General features: G+C 63.0%; 15 protein-coding genes. 10 read left to right on the forward strand and 5 right to left on the reverse strand.

Annotated elements, in window-relative coordinates:
• Window positions 1–450: 450 nt before the first annotated feature.
• Window positions 451–963, reverse strand: a complete 513-nt coding sequence (locus ACESYO_RS15565; protein WP_317406945.1) for a CYTH domain-containing protein — start codon at window positions 961–963, stop codon at window positions 451–453.
• A 171-nt stretch (window positions 964–1,134) separates the two neighbouring features.
• Here ACESYO_RS15565 and ACESYO_RS15570 point away from each other — a divergent pair, with 171 nt between their 5' ends.
• Both ACESYO_RS15570 and ACESYO_RS15575 read left to right on the forward strand, forming a co-directional pair.
• Window positions 1,135–2,364: a class I SAM-dependent rRNA methyltransferase gene (locus tag ACESYO_RS15570; RefSeq protein ID WP_373210751.1), complete on the forward strand. Its 1,230-nt coding sequence runs from the start codon at window positions 1,135–1,137 to the stop codon at window positions 2,362–2,364.
• 299 nt (window positions 2,365–2,663) lie between these two features.
• Window positions 2,664–4,754, forward strand: a complete 2,091-nt coding sequence (locus ACESYO_RS15575; RefSeq protein ID WP_373210749.1) for a glutamine synthetase III family protein — start codon at window positions 2,664–2,666, stop codon at window positions 4,752–4,754.
• A gap of 109 nt (window positions 4,755–4,863) precedes the next feature.
• Here ACESYO_RS15575 and ACESYO_RS15580 read toward each other — a convergent pair whose 3' ends face one another.
• The 4 genes from ACESYO_RS15580 to ACESYO_RS15595 form a co-directional block, all read right to left on the reverse strand.
• Window positions 4,864–5,973: a hypothetical protein gene (locus ACESYO_RS15580; RefSeq protein WP_373210747.1), complete on the reverse strand. Its 1,110-nt coding sequence runs from the start codon at window positions 5,971–5,973 to the stop codon at window positions 4,864–4,866.
• Between the two features lie 360 nt (window positions 5,974–6,333).
• Complete coding sequence (locus ACESYO_RS15585) at window positions 6,334–6,678, reverse strand: hypothetical protein (RefSeq protein ID WP_373210745.1); 345 nt, start codon at window positions 6,676–6,678, stop codon at window positions 6,334–6,336.
• Window positions 6,679–6,722: 44 nt separating this feature from the next.
• Complete coding sequence (locus ACESYO_RS15590) at window positions 6,723–7,238, reverse strand: flavin reductase family protein (protein WP_373210743.1); 516 nt, start codon at window positions 7,236–7,238, stop codon at window positions 6,723–6,725.
• Between the two features lie 3 nt (window positions 7,239–7,241).
• Window positions 7,242–7,700: a CBS domain-containing protein gene (locus ACESYO_RS15595; RefSeq protein ID WP_058964068.1), complete on the reverse strand. Its 459-nt coding sequence runs from the start codon at window positions 7,698–7,700 to the stop codon at window positions 7,242–7,244.
• Window positions 7,701–7,768: 68 nt separating this feature from the next.
• On the opposite strand from ACESYO_RS15595, the gene ACESYO_RS15600 reads away from it, so the two are divergent.
• The 8 genes from ACESYO_RS15600 (at window position 7,769) to ACESYO_RS15635 (ending at window position 16,917) form a co-directional block, all read left to right on the forward strand.
• On the forward strand, window positions 7,769–7,894 hold the full coding sequence (locus tag ACESYO_RS15600; protein ID WP_373210741.1) for a hypothetical protein: 126 nt from the start codon (window positions 7,769–7,771) through the stop codon (window positions 7,892–7,894).
• Between the two features lie 45 nt (window positions 7,895–7,939).
• Window positions 7,940–9,514, forward strand: coding sequence for an ABC transporter substrate-binding protein (locus ACESYO_RS15605; RefSeq protein ID WP_373210739.1), 1,575 nt, complete (start codon window positions 7,940–7,942; stop codon window positions 9,512–9,514).
• 50 nt (window positions 9,515–9,564) lie between these two features.
• Window positions 9,565–9,918, forward strand: a complete 354-nt coding sequence (locus ACESYO_RS15610) for an Asp23/Gls24 family envelope stress response protein (RefSeq protein WP_058964066.1) — start codon at window positions 9,565–9,567, stop codon at window positions 9,916–9,918.
• Between the two features lie 51 nt (window positions 9,919–9,969).
• Window positions 9,970–11,661 carry a DAK2 domain-containing protein gene (locus tag ACESYO_RS15615; RefSeq protein ID WP_373210737.1) on the forward strand — a complete coding sequence of 564 codons (1,692 nt, stop codon included), beginning with the start codon at window positions 9,970–9,972 and terminating at the stop codon, window positions 11,659–11,661.
• Window positions 11,662–11,775: 114 nt separating this feature from the next.
• The gene (gene recG / locus ACESYO_RS15620) at window positions 11,776–13,824 is read left to right on the forward strand and encodes an ATP-dependent DNA helicase RecG (RefSeq protein WP_373210735.1); all 2,049 of its coding nucleotides are present in this window, start codon (window positions 11,776–11,778) and stop codon (window positions 13,822–13,824) included.
• Between the two features lie 66 nt (window positions 13,825–13,890).
• Window positions 13,891–14,889 carry an acetylxylan esterase gene (locus ACESYO_RS15625; protein ID WP_276869791.1) on the forward strand — a complete coding sequence of 333 codons (999 nt, stop codon included), beginning with the start codon at window positions 13,891–13,893 and terminating at the stop codon, window positions 14,887–14,889.
• Window positions 14,886–15,773, forward strand: coding sequence for an acetylxylan esterase (locus tag ACESYO_RS15630; RefSeq protein ID WP_058964061.1), 888 nt, complete (start codon window positions 14,886–14,888; stop codon window positions 15,771–15,773). The genes ACESYO_RS15625 and ACESYO_RS15630 overlap by 4 nt, the downstream gene beginning before the upstream one ends.
• A gap of 28 nt (window positions 15,774–15,801) precedes the next feature.
• Window positions 15,802–16,917 (forward strand): Gfo/Idh/MocA family protein, encoded by a 1,116-nt coding sequence (locus tag ACESYO_RS15635; RefSeq protein ID WP_373210733.1) that lies wholly within the window; start codon window positions 15,802–15,804, stop codon window positions 16,915–16,917.
• Window positions 16,918–16,999: the final 82 nt, after the last annotated feature.

The raw sequence follows: 16,999 nt of genomic DNA on the forward strand, positions 1-16,999 counted from the left end.
GGCGCGGGCCGGGCCAGAAACACCGTCCCCGCCCCCAGCGCCGTGCACAGGCAGGGAAATATGGTCATGGATACCGCCGCCAGAATCTGGTGCATCCCTCTCTCCCCCTTTCCTCTGCCTTCACCCTATGCGAAGGGGGCGGCGGGGGTTCCTGCACAGGCTTCGGCAGCGCAAGGCGGCAAAGCGCCGGTTTTCAACACTTTCCACTTTTTTGTGTGGAAAACCCGGTAAAAAGGGCCCCTGTTTTCCACACAATGGGAAACACAGGGGCCCTTGCCTTGTTAAAAATCATTCCTGTTACCGGATTTTTTCCAGTTTCTCACCGGATTTTACAGAAATTTTACCGGACGGCCGGGTTTTCCACACCCCGGGGAAAACCCCGATGTTGAAAACCTGTCGAAAACCGTGGAATACTTTTCGTATTTTTGTGGAAAACTTTCCCGCCGGGAATTACTCCACCCGGTATTCGTCGGCCAGATCGCCCCGGGTGGCGCACCAGTAGGCGGCCATGCTCTGGCCCGGCGTACCGGTGACCTCGTTTTCCAGATACCCCGCCAGCGCGCCGGGCTGCCAGGCGCGGGCGGCGTCCTCGGTGGCAAATTCCACCTCGGCATAGAAGAACTCGCCGGGCTGGCCCGCATCCACCTGGTTCACCTCCAGCACAAGGCCGCCCTCCAGCGGGTAGCGCCGCTGCTCCTTCTGGATGAGGGGCCGCTGCAGAAAGGCCTCCAGCCGGGCAAAGAGGGCCGGGTCGATGGGCGCTTCGATCTCCTCCCGGGCAAGGCCGTCCGCGCTGGCCTTGCCTTTCAGGCAGAGGATGTAGTCGGTTTTTCCCCCCGACTCCTCGCTGCGGATGCGCACGGTGGGGCGGGTTGTCACATAGCCCTGCCGCATCACGAAGGTTTTCACCGGGGTAAGGCCCTCCGGCCAGCCCTTTACCAGCCATTTGCGTTCGATCTCCATGGCGAATCTCTCCTTTTCCCGGCTGCTTTGCGGCGGCGGATTTCGCTTGCCACCGGGGTGCAAACCGGTTATACTTGAATTGATACGGAAAATTTTACAGGCGGGGCCCGGGGCCCCGCAAAAGCGTCCGGTTTTATTATAAAAGAAACCGTCAGGAAAGGAAAGTGCACCATGAAACAGACCCGTCCCTACCCCGTTTACACCGTGACCAAAAAGGCCGAGAACAGCATTCTGAGCGGCCATCCCTGGGTCTATGCCGATGAGCTCACCGGCCAGCCGGAAACCATGCCGGAGAACGGCGCACTGGTGGACGTGGTGAGCGGCAAGGGCCGTTATCTGGGCACCGGCTTCCTGAGCTGGGAGAGCAAGATCCGCATCCGGCTGATCAGCCGCAACGCCAACGACAGCTTCGACGAGGCCTTCTGGCGGCGGCGCTTTGAGTACGCCTGGGCCTACCGGAAAACCGTGATGGGCGAAGAGGATCTTTCCTGCTGCCGGGTGATTTTCGGTGAGGCGGATCAGATGCCCGGCCTGACCGTGGATCGTTTTGGCGACATTCTGGTCACCCAGACCCTCTCCTACGGCATGGAGATCCGCAAGGCCCAGCTGTTCCCCTTACTGGTGGATGTGCTGCGCGCCGACGGCCAGATCATCAGCGGCATTTACGAGCGCAACGACGTGGCCCTGCGCGCCCGGGAGGGCCTGTTTGAAAACAAGGGCTGGTTCGAGCTGCACGGCGAGGATCACCCCGCCTCCACCTGCACCGAAATCTGCGAAAACGGGGTGCGCTACGCGGTGGATTTTGAAAACGGCCAGAAAACCGGCTTTTTCCTGGATCAGAAATACAATCGCCGGCAGGTGGCAAAGCTTGCCCGGGGCAAGCGGGTGCTGGACTGCTTCACCCACACCGGCAGCTTTGCGCTGAACGCCGCCTACGGCGGGGCTGCCCATGTGACCGCGGTGGACGTGAGCCAGACCGCGGTGGACATGGCCCGCGCCAACGCCGAGCGCAACGGCCTGGCCGACCGGATGGACTTTGTGTGCACCGACGTGTTCGAGCTGCTGCCCACGCTGGAGGGCACCCACAATTACGACTTTATCATTCTGGATCCGCCCGCCTTCACCAAGGCCCGCAAAACCGCGGCCAACGCCATGCGGGGCTATAAGGAGATCAACTACCGGGCCATGAAGCTGCTGCCCCGGGGCGGCTATCTGGCCACCGCCAGCTGCAGCCACTTCGCCACCGAGGAGATGTTCGTCAAGATGCTGAAAAGCGCCGCGGCGGACGCGGGCCGCCAGCTGCGCCAGATCGAGGTGCGCCAGCAGTCCCCGGATCACCCCATTCTGTGGAACGTGGAGGAAACCAACTACCTGAAATTCTTCCTCTTCCAGGTGATCTGACAGGTGATCTGACAGGCGGGCTGGCCGGGCGCTGCCCGAACCGGCGCACTGCCGCCCGGGCGGGCCGTTCAATCCGCCGCTGCGGCCGGGAAAAATCACACTTTTCGCCACCGCTTCTCGGCACTGTCACCAACAATTTTTGCCGCCATGGGCCCGGTCTTTGCAAACCCGCCAAACTGCAAAGCCGGGCCCTTGTTTTGAATTGACGGCGGGTGTAAAAAAACATATAATTTTTTGTGAAATATTCGTATGGGAAACCGCCGGACCCGTCCGGCCTTTTGTGTGAGGGAGGAACAGTTATGGCACCAGCCAACACCAAGGAGATCTACGGTTCGCTCGTGTTCAACGAGCATGTGATGAAGGAGCGCCTGCCCAGCGCCACCTACAAGAGCCTGAAGGCCACCCTGCAGCGGGGCGCGGCGCTGGATCTGGATCTGGCCAACATCGTGGCCAGCGTCATGCGGGACTGGGCCATTGAAAACGGCGCCACCCACTACACCCACTGGTTCCAGCCGCTCACCGGCATCACCAGCGAAAAGCACGACAGCTTTTTGAGCCCCAACCGGGACGGCACCGCCATCATGGAGTTCTCCGGCAAGGAGCTGGTGAAGGGCGAATCGGACGCTTCCAGCTTCCCCAACGGCGGCCTGCGCGCCACCGCCGAAGCCCGCGGCTACACCGCATGGGATCCCACCAGCTACGCCTTCATCAAGGATGGCACCCTGTGCATCCCCACCGCCTTCTGCAGCTGGACCGGCGAAGCGCTGGACAAGAAAACCCCTCTGCTGCGCAGCATGAAGGCTGTGACCACCCAGGCCAGGCGGGTGCTGCACCTGTTCGGCAAGGACGTGAGCCATGTGGACGTGACCGTTGGCCCCGAGCAGGAGTATTTCCTGATCAAGAAGGAGCACTACGACGCCCGCGAGGATCTGATTCTCACCGGCCGCACCCTGTTCGGCGCGGCCCCCTCCAAGGGTCAGGAGATGGAGGAGCACTACTTCGGCGCCCTGCGTGAGGAAGTGTCCGCCTTCATGAAGGATCTGGACGAGGAGCTGTGGAAGCTGGGCGTTTCCGCCAAGACCAAGCACAACGAGGTTGCCCCCTGCCAGCACGAGCTGGCCCCCATCTTCGACCGATGCAACGTGGCGGTGGACCACAACCTGCTCACCATGGAGATGATGAAGAAGCTGGCCCCGAAGCACGGCCTTGTGTGCCTGCTGCACGAAAAGCCCTTCGATGGCGTGAACGGCAGCGGCAAGCACAACAACTGGTCTCTGTCCGCCCCCGGCATGAACCTGCTGGACCCGGGCGACACCCCCAAGGACAACCTGCAGTTCCTGATTTTCCTGGCCGCCATCATCAAGGCCGTGGATGAATACAACGATCTTCTGCGCATGAGCATCGTGGGCGCGGGCAACGAGCACCGTCTGGGCGGCAACGAGGCGCCCCCGGCCATCGTGTCCATCTTCATGGGCGAGGTGCTGGAGGGCATTCTGGACGCCATCGCCTCCGGCAGCGAGTACGTGGCCCCCGCCGCCGCCAAGATCGACCTGGGCGTGGAGGTTCTGCCCCAGTTCGCCAAGGACGACACCGACCGCAACCGCACCAGCCCCTTCGCCTTCACCGGCAACAAGTTCGAGTTCCGCATGCCCGGCTCCTCGGTGAACATCTCCGACGCCAACACCGTGCTGAACACCGCCGTGGCCAAGGAGCTGAAGGGCTACGCCGACGAGCTGGAGCAGGCCGAGGACTTCGACAAGGCCGTGGTTGCCCTGATCAAGCGCACCATCCGCGACCACAAGCGGGTGATCTTCAACGGCAACGGCTACAGCAAGGAGTGGGAGGAAGAAGCCGCCCGCCGCGGCCTGAAGAACGAGCCCAGCGCATGCGAAGCTCTGGGCGCCTTTGTGGACCCGAAGAACATCGCCCTGTTCGAGCAGATGGGCGTTCTGAACGAGACCGAGTGCCGCAGCCGCTACGAGGTAAAGCTGGAGAACTACGCCAAGGTTCGCCACATTGAGGCCGTTACCATGCTGGAAATGGCCCGCCGCCAGCTGGTGCCCGCCGCCAGCCGCTACATGGGCGACATTGCCAAGGGCATGAACCGGAAAAAGACCGCCTGCCCGGGCATCAGCTGCAAGGCCGAGGAGAAGGTGCTGCGCCAGCTGACCAACTACACCGACGCCATGAGCGACGCGGCCGACCGGCTGGAAGCCTGCGTGGAGAAGGCCGAGCGCAGCGAGGGCGCGCTGGCCACCGGCCGCTGCTACCACGATGTGGTTCTGCCCGCCATGGCCGACCTGCGTGCCGCCGCCGACGCCGCCGAGTCCATCTGCGGTGCGGAGTACTGGCCCCTGCCCAGCTACAGCACCATGCTGTTCTATGTGTAAGCGCCGGGTGTAAGCGCCGGACAAGCCTTATCCAATAAAGTCAAAACCAGCCGCCGCAACCGGAATGTTGCGGCGGCTGGTTTTTTGTTGTTCTGGCGTTTGCTGACCGTCAGGCCACGGCTGCCAGCGTCAGGCTCTGGGCCAGGGTTTCCACCTGATCGGCGGTGAAGGGGGCATCCTCCTCCATGCGCAGGGCCACATAGACCCCCAGCTCCTTATCGTAGGCCAGGGCCCCGTGGGCGGTGCGCTCTTCGGTGGCGTATCCCGGCTCGGACTCACCGAAATACACGGTGGCCACCGCGTTTTCGCCGGCGGCGGTCTTTTTCACCACCCGGTAATCCTCCCAGAAGCAGCTGGACGGGGTGCGCAGATAGCTGTACACCAGCTTGTAATACTCCCCCTCCTCCGGCTCGTTGCCCGGCTCGGTGGGCTCGATCAACCCGTAGCCGATGCGGCCCACGGCGTTGCCCGCGCTGTCGCAGATCAGCAGCTGGGTGTTCATGCCCTGATCAAACACCCGCTCGCTTTCCTCCGGCTCCGTCAGGCTCCAGCCTTGGGGCAGCAGAAAGCTGGCGGTGAAGGGGGCCTGATCGTAATATTCCCCGTTGAACTCGTTTCGCCCCTCCTGATAGGCGGGGAACCGGGCGCTCACCCGCTGGGTCATGTCCTGCTCGCTGGCGCTTTCCGGCTGGCTTTCCACCGGCTGCGCCTCGGGGGCATCCGGCTGCTCCGGCTGGGGCTGCCCCAGCGCCAGTGCCAGCAGATCCACCGAAAGCGGCTCCAGCCCGTCGTCCGAATCCAGCACCGCGCTCATGTTCAGCTCCAGATAGCCCTCGGCGCATTCGATCTGATAGGTCTGCCCCGGCTTCCAGGCCTTTTCCACGTTCTCCTTTTCCAGCAGATGCACGCTCATGCCGTCCTCGCCCATGGCGGCCCGCCCGCAGATCTGGATGTTCCAGTCCTCGCCGGGCCAGCCCTCGGGCAGGGTGAACTCCACGCCGCCCTCGCAGGGGCGCAGGCTGCCCTCCAGAAAGGCCATGGCGTCCTGCGCAGTCTGGGGTGTGCTGCTGCCGGACACCACGTTCCGGTCCGCCCCGCCTTCGCCGCCGGGGCTCGCCGTCTGCCCGCCGCAGCCTGCCATCAGCAGGCCCAGTGCCAGAGCCAGCACCAGCGCGGCGGTGATCCCTTTTCTTCTGTTTACGCTGCGTTTCTCTGTCATGGCGGCACACTCCCTTTCCGTTTGATCCGTTCATATACAGAACGGGCCGGAGCGGCCTTTTATTTCATCTTTCGCCCCCTGCCGGCAGATTTTTCATCCGCCGCGCCGGGCGTATCGCCGCCTTACAGGCTCAGCCCGCCTGGCCCAGCTCCTCCATGGCCTCGCGGGTGTTGTCGGCCGAGAACAGAAACACGCCGCTGCGGCTGTATACCTCCACATGAGACCCCACGTTCCGAATGATGCAATCCATACCCGACCCTGCCTTTCTCAGTTTTTGTCGATGTTGCGTTTTCGGGGGCCGCGCCCCCTCCCGATGGTCTTATTCTATCAGAATATAAGTCCGATAATTTGTACTTTGCATCATTTTGCGGCAAAATGCAGTCCAATAAACAGCCCTTTTAAAGAAAGATGTAAAAAGGCCCCCGGAAAAAGAGCCGGGGTGACATAAGAAAACGACGCCGGAAAAGGGCCGCTTTTGCGGGATTGCAGCGTCAAAGCCCCTTGACAACCACCAAGGGTGCCTGCGGGTCTTTTCCTTGCACTCCCATCAAAATCGGGCCTTTTCCGGTGCAGGACAGTTCTGCCCCAGGATTTTGGATGCAGAAAGTGCGAAAAGGGGCGGCGCAAGCCTTGGTGGCTTGCCCGCCCCTTTGAACATTTTGTGCGCCAAAATCCTAAGGCAGAACCGTCGTTTTCTTGTGCCACACCGGCTAACTCCGGGGGCCTTTTCGATATCAATAAAAAACAGCTTATTCCGCCTTCTCGTACACGGCCTCGATCTCGGCCACATACATGGTGTGGTAATCCTTTTGGGGGTAGCAGTCCGCATCGCAGCTGTTGCCGGGCAAAAAGCACTCCGGCTCCAGCGTCTGGGCATACAGGCTGCGGCAGACCAGCACCAGCCGGGCCCCGTCGAAGGCGGGCGCGCCGTCGAAGTCCCGCGCGGTGTAGCCAACCTTGGCGATCTTATCCTCGTCCCGGCCGCTCACCTTGCCCAGATAGCCCAATTCCTTCTTCGCCCCTTCGCCGTAAAAGCTCAGGGTGAAGCGGCCGGCCTCGTCCACGAACTCCTTGGTGTAGCGCTGGGGGCGCAGGAAAATCTGCACCACGTTTTTGCCCCACAACACACCCATGGAGCCCCAGCTCACGGTCATGGTGTTCACGGTGCCGTCGGCCTTTTTGGCGCTCACCAGCGCCCACTCTTTGCCGATCAGCTCAAAGGGATTGCCCGCGATGGCGGCGGGCTCGATTTTCCGGTACTCCATTGTTCAAAACACCTTTCTTTCGCTCGATTTGCCGGTTTTCTGGCCGTCCAGCATGGGGGCCACGGCCCGGTAGCGGTCGTAGCAGTACTGGATGATGGCATTGCGCTTGACCAGACCGATAAAACTCTTCTTGTCGTCCAGCACGGGCACGAAATTCTGGGTCATGGCGGCGGCCACCAGCTCATCCATCTGGGTGGTCACGGCCACGGGCTTATAGTCCCGCTTGCGGGGGATGCTGCTTAAGGGGATGTCCTCCGCGTCGTCCAGATCGATGCCCTGGTTCTTGATGGCCCACAAAAGATCGCCCTCGGTCATGGTGCCCACATATTCGCCCACCCGGTTCAGCACGGGGATGCTGGAATACCGGTGGTACTCCATCTTCTCCAGCGCCTGCCGCAGGGTGAAATCCTCATACAGAAAGGCCACATCCTGCTTGGGCGTTAAAAAGAACAGCAAATTCACTCACAAAACCTCACTTTACGCGCTGCATTTCTCAAAAAACGAACCGGAAGGCTCCGGCCCGGGATTCCATGATTCGGTATCTTTATTTTAACACATTTCGCGCCCCGGGGTGTGAAAAACTTATGAAGGCGGCGCCGGGCGGTGCAAAGGTGCTTTTTTGCCCGATTCTGCTGGTCAACGGCCTCGTTTTATGATATGCTTTAAGGTACCGATTCTGACCAGAAAAGGATGTGTTTCCCATGGCACGTTTTCGCCGCATCGCAGCCCTTGCGCTGTGTTTTGCCCTGCTTGCCGGCTGCGGCCGGCAGGCGGCTTCCTCCGCCTCGCAGGCGGCCTCCTCCACCTCTTCCGCCTCCGCCGCTTCGGGCGCGGCCTCTGTGCCCGGGCAGAGCGCCGGCGCGCCCACCGCGCTGGTGCTGGGCTACACCCCCTCGGCGGGCTTCAACCCCTACACCTCCTCCTCCAATCTGGTGGAGCAGAACGCCGGGCTGTTGTTTGAATGCCTGGTGGAGCTGTCGCCGGAGCTTTCGCTGGAATACCGGCTGGCGGATTCCATCGTGAGCGCGGGCGAAACGGTGACCATCCATATCCGCTCCGGCTGCACCTTCGCGGACGGCACCCCCGTCACCGCCCAGGACGCCGCCGCCAGCCTGGAGGCCGCCCGGGTCAGCGAGCGTTACGCCGCCCGCTTTGCGGGTGTGACCGAGGTGAAGGCCGAGGGCGACACCGTGACCGTGACCCTTGCTTCGCCGGATTCCATGTTCGCCTACCTGTGCGACATTCCGGTGCTGAAGGCCGCCGAGACCGGCGCGGCCCAGCCCACGCCGAACGGCCGCTACACCTACGGCGACAGCGGCAGCCTGGTGCGCAACAACTCCTGCGCCTTCGCGGAAAACGGGCCGGACACCATCTACCTCACCGAGGTGAGCAGCTATGAAGAGATGGTCTCCGGCTTTGCGGTGGGCAGCCTGAACCTGTACACCGCCAGCGACTCGGCCCAGACCAGCGCCGGCTTTTCCAGCGTGTCGGACTATTACAAAACCAACAATCTGGTGTTTCTGGGCGTGAACGCCACCCCGCCGGAAAGCGGAACCAAAAGCCCTCTGCTCACCACCGCGGCGGGCCGGGCGCTGCTCAGCCAGCTGATCGACCGCACCCAGATCGCCCAGAAAAGCTATTATGCCCGGGCCTACCCGGCCACCGGCTGCATCAACGACCACTACGACTGCGTGGCCGACAGCCATGTGATCCAGTCCACCGCCGAAGTGAGCGCCGAACAGGCCGCCGCAGATCTGGCCGCGCTGGGCTACACGCTGGACGCGGCGGGCTATTATCAGGACGCCGACGGCCAGCGGGTGAACCTGCGGCTGCTGGTTTACAGCGGCAACACCTACAAGCGCTACGCCGCCAGCCTGATCAAGGACCAGCTGGCCGCCGCCGGGCTGTATGTGACGGTGGAGGAAGCGTCGGATTTTGACGTTTACAGCCAAAAAGTTGCATCCGGTGATTTTGACCTGTACATCGGCGAGGTCAAGTTGTATAATAATATGGATATGAGTCCCTTTTTTGAAGGGGGGCAGGCCAGCGTGGGCATCGTGCAAAGCGAAGCGCTCGCCGCCGCCTACACCGCCTTCAAGGCGGACCAGAACACCGCCGGCGCGCTGGAAACGGCTTTCGCCGCCGAAATGCCCTTTGTGCCGCTGGTGTGGCGCAACGGCACGGTGGTGCACAGCAGCGGCATCAGCGGGCTGAGCTGTTCCATCAGCAACGTATTCTATTCGCTGGAAGGCCTGCGCTTCGACGCGGCCGAATAACAGACCCCACCGCCCACGGGCGGATACAAATTGCAAAGGAGCGGCAGTTTATGATCACATTGCAAAACCCCATGGGCACCATAAGCATGACGTCGGACTACTTCGCCGAGCTGGTCAGCCAGGCAGCCCGCAGCTGCTACGGCGTGGCGGGCATGGCCACCGGCGGCCGCGGCGACGATCTGAAGAGCCTGGTGTTCGGCAGCGATTTCCCGGAAAAGGGCGTTCGCGTGACCCAGTCGGACCGCAGCCTCACCATCGAACTGCACATTAAGGTGGGCTACGGGCTGAACATCGCCACCATCGTGAAGAGCATCACCCACAAGGTCAAGCACGAGGTGGAAAAGGCCACCGGCCTGACCGTGGCCCGCATCGAGGTCTCGGTGGACGACATCGTGGCGGACTGATTCCGCCCCATAAAACAACGATACTTTACTTTACATGAGGTGCAATAGCTTATGATTACCGGTAAGATCCTGCGTGACGCCATCATCTCCGGCGCCAACAACATCTCCAACCAGCGTTCCCGTGTGGACGAGCTGAACGTTTTCCCCGTGCCGGACGGCGACACCGGCACCAACATGAGCATGACCGTGATGGCCGCTGCCCGTGAGCTGGAAAACCTGCCCGACAGCTGCACCGTGGGCGAGGCCGCCAAGGTGGCCGCTTCCGCCATGCTGCGCGGCGCCCGCGGCAACTCCGGCGTGATCACCAGCCTGTTGTTCCGCGGCCTGTCCAAGGCGCTGGACGGCAAGAAGAAAGCCGGCGCCGAGGATCTGGTTCACGCGCTGGAAAAGGGCGTGGAAGCCGCCTACAAGGCCGTGATGAAGCCCACCGAGGGCACCATGCTCACCGTAGCCCGCATCGCCAGCGAGGAAGCTTCTGCCAGCGGCCTGGCCGACGTGAACGAGCTGTGGACTCTGGTGCTTTCCGCCGGTCAGCGCGCGCTGGACAACACCCCCAACCAGCTGCCGGTTCTGAAGAAGGCCGGCGTGGTGGACGCGGGCGGCCAGGGCCTGATGGTGATCTTCGAGGGCATGGACATCGTGTTCAAGGGCGGCGAGCCCGTGAAGGGCGAGGAGCAGACCCAGAGCAAGGTCAAGCACTCCAGCGACGCCGCCGGCAAGGGCGTGTTCAGCGACGACCTGATGAAGGTTGAGGACATCAAGAACGGCTACTGCACCCAGTTCCTGGTGAATAAGAACGAGGGCGTTTCCAGCGACAAGCTGCGTGCCTTCTGCGAGAGCAACGGCGACAGCGTGGTTGTCATTGAGGACGACGACGTGATCAACTGCCATGTGCACACCGCCGACCCCGGCAAGATCCTGAGCCACGCCATCCAGTACGGCTACCTGACCGGCTTCAAGATCGAGAACATGCACGAGCAGTTCCTGGCCCGCCAGAAGCAGGGCAAGGGCCTGGAGAAGCAGCGGGAAGCCGAGCAGGCCGAGCAGACCAGCCCCTTTGTGTACGCTGCCGTTGACCCGGATCAGGAGTACGGCTTTGTGGCCGTGGCCGCCGGCGAGGGTCTGGCCAACGTGTTCACCGATCTGGGCGTTTCCGCCGTTGTGTCCGGCGGCCAGACCATGAACCCCTCCACCGAGGACATTGTGGCCGCGGTGCAGAGCGTGCCCGCCAAGACCGTGTTCGTGCTGCCCAACAACAAGAACATCATCATGGCTGCCGAGCAGGCCCAGAAGCTGGCCGACCGGCGCATTGTGGTGCTGCCCACCCGCACCATCCCGCAGGGCATCACCGCCATGCTGAGCTTTGACCCGGACGCCACCGTGGACGCCAACACCATTAACATGATGCAGGCTGCCGGTCAGGTGAGCACCGGCCTTGTGACCTTCGCCGCCCGCAACAGCGACTTCGACGGCCACAAGATCAAGAAGGGCGAGATCATGGCCATGGAGAACGGCAAGATCGTGAACATCGGCACCGACATCACCAAGACCACCTACCGCCTTGCCCGCAGCATGGTGAAGAAGGATACCAGCTTCATCACCCTGATCTCCGGCTGCGACGTGAGCGAGGAGGACGCCCAGCGCACGCTGGAGCTGGTGCAGGCCAAGGTGGGCGACGGCATCGAGGTCACCCTGATCAACGGCGGCCAGCCCGTCTACTACTACATGATCAGCGTGGAGTAATTCTTCCCTGATCGTAAGCGTTTTGCCTATTCTGAGCGCCGCCTGTGTTGACCACACTCACACAAGCGGCGCTTTTTTCTACCCTTTGATTCTCACCAAAAAGGAGGCCCCGCCATGAAGCCGGATACCCCCATTCAATACGTCAAGGGCGTGGGCCCCAGGCTGGCCGAGCGGTTCGCCCGGCTGGGCATCGCCACCGTGGGCGACCTGCTCTGCCACTATCCCCGCCGCTATATTGATTACAGTCAGCCCAGCCCCATTGCCGAAGCCCCCTCCGGCACCGAGGTGGTCATCAGGGCCGAAGTGTGCGCCAAAAAGGGAGCGGTGCGCCTGCCCGGGGGCCGCACCATGGTGCAGGCCACCGCCGCGGACGACACCGGCACCTTGACCCTCACCTGGTTCAACACCCATTTCATGGCGGACAAGCTGCTGCTTGGCGAGGAATACTATTTCGAGGGCCGGGCGAAAGGCGCACTCTCCCGCCGGGAGATGGCAAATCCCATCGTGCGCACCCGGGCGGAGGTGGAGCGCAAGCCCTTTGTGGCGGTCTACCCCCAGACCGATGGCCTTGCCAGCGGCCAGATCGCCCGCTGCGTGGAGAACGCGCTGGCCGCGGCGGACCCGCTGCCCGAGCCCCTGCCGCCGGACTACCTGCCCCGCTTCCGGATGCCGGATAAGTGGACGGCGGTGAAGAACATCCACCACCCTGCCTCCCCGCAGGCGCTGGCCGCGGCACGGCGGCGGCTGGTGTTTGAGGAGCTGTTCACCCTGCAAATCGGCCTGAGCCTTTTAAAAAGCCGGGGCGCGGTGAAGAGCGGCGCACCCATGCAGCCCACCGGCCTGACCCCCTTCTGGGACAGCCTGCCCTTCTCCCCCACCGGGGCCCAGCGGCGGGCCGCCGCCGAGATCTGCGCCGACATGGCGGCAAAGCGGCCCATGAACCGGCTGTTGCAGGGGGACGTGGGCAGCGGCAAAACCCTTGTGGCCGCGGCGGGCATCTACATGGCCGCGAAAAACGGCTACCAGAGCGCCCTCATGGCCCCCACCGAGATTCTGGCCGCCCAGCACGCGGCCACATTGCAGACCTTTCTCGAGCCCTTCGGGCTTCGGGTGGCGCTGCTCACCGGCGGCATGAAGGCGGCCCAGAAGCGCACCACCCTTGCGGCCATCGCCGCCCACGAGGCGGATCTGGTGGTGGGCACCCACGCGGTGATCAGCAGCGGGGTGGAGTTTGCCCGCCTTGGCTTTGCGGTGGTGGACGAGCAGCACCGGTTCGGCGTGCGCCAGCGGGGCCTGCTGGCGGACAAATCCACCGCCCCCCATGTGCTGGTGATGAGCGCCACGCCCATCCCCCGCACGCTGGGCCTTCTGATGTACGGCGATCTGGACATCTCCATTCTGGACGAGCTGCCCCCCGGCCGCCTGCCGGTGAAAACCTATGCGGTGACCGGCAAAAAGCGGCGGGACATGTATCATTTTCTGGACGACCAGATCGACAAGGGCCATCAGGTGTACATCGTCTGCCCCCGGGTGGAGGAGAGTGATACCGAAGCGCCCGGCGCGGCGGATCTGCAGGCGGTGACCAGCTACCTCACCGACGTGGCCGGGGCGCTTCTGCCCCACCGGCGCATCGGCCTGATGCACGGCAAGCTGAAGCCAAAGGAAAAGGCCGCCGTGATGGAGCAGTTCAAAAACGGCGAGCTGGACGTTCTGGTCTCTACCACCGTGATCGAGGTGGGCGTGGACGTGCCCAACGCCACCGTGATGGTGATTGAAAACGCCGAGCGGTACGGTCTGTCGGCGCTGCACCAGCTGCGGGGCCGAGTGGGCCGGGGCGGCGGCGAAGCCTACTGCATTCTCATCAGCGACCACACCGGCGAAGCGGTGCGGGACCGGCTGCGCTTTCTCTGCCATACACAGGACGGCTTCGAGATCGCCAAATACGATCTGGAGACCCGCGGCCCCGGCGACTTCTTCGGGGATCGGCAGCACGGCCTGCCCACCCTGCAATTGGCCGACCTGATGGGCGACACCCGCACGCTGGAGGCCGCCCAGAAATGCGCCCACGAGCTGCTGGAACAGGACCCGAAGCTTTCGGCCCCGGAGCACAGCCTGCTGGCGGCGCAGGTCTCCCACCTGTTTGAACGCACCACCTTCAACTGATACAAGGCGAGTCCGGTTCGTTCCGGATTCTGCCTTCAAATACTCAACAAATAAGGAAGTGTTTTTATGACATGGAAACCCGATGACCGTTCTTTTCTGGACTCCTATCGGGGCACCACCCCCTGCCCAGAGGATTTCGCCGTCTTCTGGGCCGAACGCATGGCGGAGATGAATCGTGTCCCGTTAGAATGGGAACTGCGTGACGGCCCATTTCCCGCCCGTGGTTCCGTGCGCTATCAGGAGCTACGCTTTCGCGGGGCAGATGGTTCGCTGCTCTATGCCAAATACATCCGCCCCGCGTCGGAGCAGCCGGTACCGCTGCTGCTGCATTTCCACGGTTACCCCGGCGCCACCCGCAGCTGGTTGGAGCTGACCAGCTACGCCGCCAGCATGGGAGTGGCCATGCTGGCCATGGACTGCCGGGGCCAGGGGGGTGCCAGCCTGGATGCCGCCTCCTACCAGAGCACTCGTGCCAGCGGCAACATGATTCTTGGACTGGACGGTCCACCTGAACAGATGTATTATGTCAAGGTTCATCAGGATATTGCCCTGCTGATCCGCATTGCCCGGCAGCTGCCCGGCCTGGATCTGGACCGGGTCTATGTGAACGGCGGTTCTCAGGGCGGTGCGCTTGCGCTGGCCACCGCCGCCCTCCATTCGGATCTGATCCGGAAGGCAGGCATCCAGTATCCGTTTCTCAGTGATTTCCAGAAAGTCTGGGAGTTGGATGCCGATCTGATCGCCTACGAGGGTCTGCGCTATTACATGCGCTGGTTCGACCCGATGGGCCTGCATACTGACGAAATCTTCCGCAAACTTGGCTATGTGGATACCATCAACTTTGCCCCCATGGTTCGCTGCCCGGTGCTGTTTGCCACCGGTTTTCAAGACACGATCTGCCCACCTGTTACCCAGTATGCGGTCTACAACCGGATCACCTCGCCTAAGCGACATCTGCTGTATCCGGATTTTGCCCATGAAGAGATTCAGGAATTTGATGACCGGCTGATTCGCTTTTTCTGCTGTCAGGGGCCCGATCTCTGGGAAGAGGAGGAATATGTATGACAAACCGTACCAACTGGCCTGCACCCACCTGCTCCACGCAGCATCCTGTGGATTTTGACATTTTCTGGAACACCTGTCAGGCGAGTCTTGCTCCAGACGATCTGCACGAAACCGAAGAATTTTCCTCCCCGCAGGCCGCGTTCTGCCGCCTGATATTGCAAAACGGCAAGGACGTACTCTGCGCTCGGCTGCTCCGGCCAGCTACCCCCACCAGCGTGCTGATCGACTTTCATGATATCGGCCGTTCCGCACGGGGCCATTACTATCTGAGCCGATATCTGCCTGCAGGCTGCGCCGTGCTGGCCCCCGAGCTGCCCGCCGACGCCGCGGTATGCTGCGGTGCGCCAGACCCCCAAACCCCCGGCGGCGTACCAGTACTGCTGCGCACTTACAAAGCCGCTTTGCGGGCATTGCGCGCCGCACGGCAGCTTTTTCCGCACCTGCCTGTCGCCGTGAGCGGCGAAGGGCTGGGCGGCGCGATGGCGCTGTTGTGTGCCGCCCAAAGCGACGCGGTGACTGTCTGCACGGTGCTGAACCCACTGCTGCTGGATCTGCGAACCATGGCAGGCGCCGGCGCGGGCGGCTATTATCAGCCCCTGACCAACTGGTTCCGCGCCCAAAATCCCACCCGCAGCCGGCAGGAAGAGCTGTTCTGCGCACTGGATCATCTGGACTGCATGAATTTTGCCCCACCATCCAGCTGCGCCTTTCTGCTGGGCAGCAGCCGGATGGACCCGCTCAGCCCCGCTGCTGCCCAGCTGGCCCTGTTCCAGCATTCAGCCAGCACAGACAAACGGCAGATTTTATTCGACAAATACACCCATGAGCGGGTAAACTGGTATGAGGACGCCCAGCTGGAATTTCTGTTGCAGCATCTGGCCTGATCATTCTGTTTTCAAAGGAGGAATCGCCATGCTGCGCGTCGGCATTGCCGGCATCGGCTCCATCGCCCGGGTGTATCTGGGCCTGTTCGCCGCCGGAAAAATCCCCGGCGGGCGCGTCACCGCCCTGTCCAGCCGGAACATGACTCACCTGACCGGCGCCCGGGACGCCTTCTGCACCCCGGATGCCGCCCTCTTCACCGATTACGAAGCCATGCTGCACAGCGGCCTTGTGGACGTGGTGATGATCTGCACGCCCCACAACCGGCATGTTCCCATGGCATTGCAGGCGCTGAAGGCCGGGGTGCACCCCCTGATCGAAAAGCCGCTGGCGGTGGACGCGGACGAGGCCCGCGCCCTGCTGGCCGCCTGCAAGGCCCACCCGGAGCTTACCGCCGGGGTGCTCTACTGCCGCCGGGCCAGCGCCGCCTATCAGCAGGCAAAGCAGCTGGTGGCAAGCGGTGCGCTGGGGCAATTGAAGCGCGCCTGCTGGCTGATCACCAACCTGTACCGCACCCCGGCCTACCACGCCAGCGAGCCCTGGCGGGGCAGCTGGAAGGGCGAGGGCGGCGGGCTGCTGCTCACCCAGGCCAGCCACCAGCTGGATCTGCTCACCTGGCTGTGCGGGGTTCCCAATGAGGTGACCGCCCTGTGCGAATTCGGGGCCGAGCGGGCCATTCAGGTGGAAAACGATGTAACCCTGCATATCCGCTGGCCGGGCGGTGCCACCGGCCAGTTCATCGCCTCCAGCCGGGAGTTCCCCGGCACCAACCGGCTGGAACTGAGCGGCAGCAAAGGCCAGCTGATTCTGGAAAACGACCGGCTGTTCACCCTGCGCCGCCTTGCGCAGGACGAGCGGGACTTTGCCCGGTCCACCACTGGCTATTTCGAGCCCATCCCCTTCACCGAGGAGCGGTGGGAAACCCCGGAGGAGCCGAACGAAGCCCAGCAGGCGGGCATCGTGGCGGATTTTCTGGCGGCGGTGGAAGGCCGCCGCGCCCCGCTGTGCCCGGTGCCGGATGCGCTGGGAAGCCTGCTGGCCACCAACGCGGCCTATCTTTCCGCCTGGCAGGGCGGCACCGTGCCGGTGCCCCCGGCCCCGGGCGCCTACGCCGCCGAACTGGCAAAGCGGATGGAAGAGAAATAACGAAAAGTCAAAACCACCGGCTGAGCCGGTGGCTTGAGTAAGCCCTAGAAGGGCATAATACTAGCAAAGCCCCTTAAGGGGC

It is taken from the genome of Allofournierella massiliensis, assembly GCF_964241245.1.
Classification (GTDB): Bacteria; Bacillota; Clostridia; order Oscillospirales; family Ruminococcaceae; genus Allofournierella; species Allofournierella massiliensis.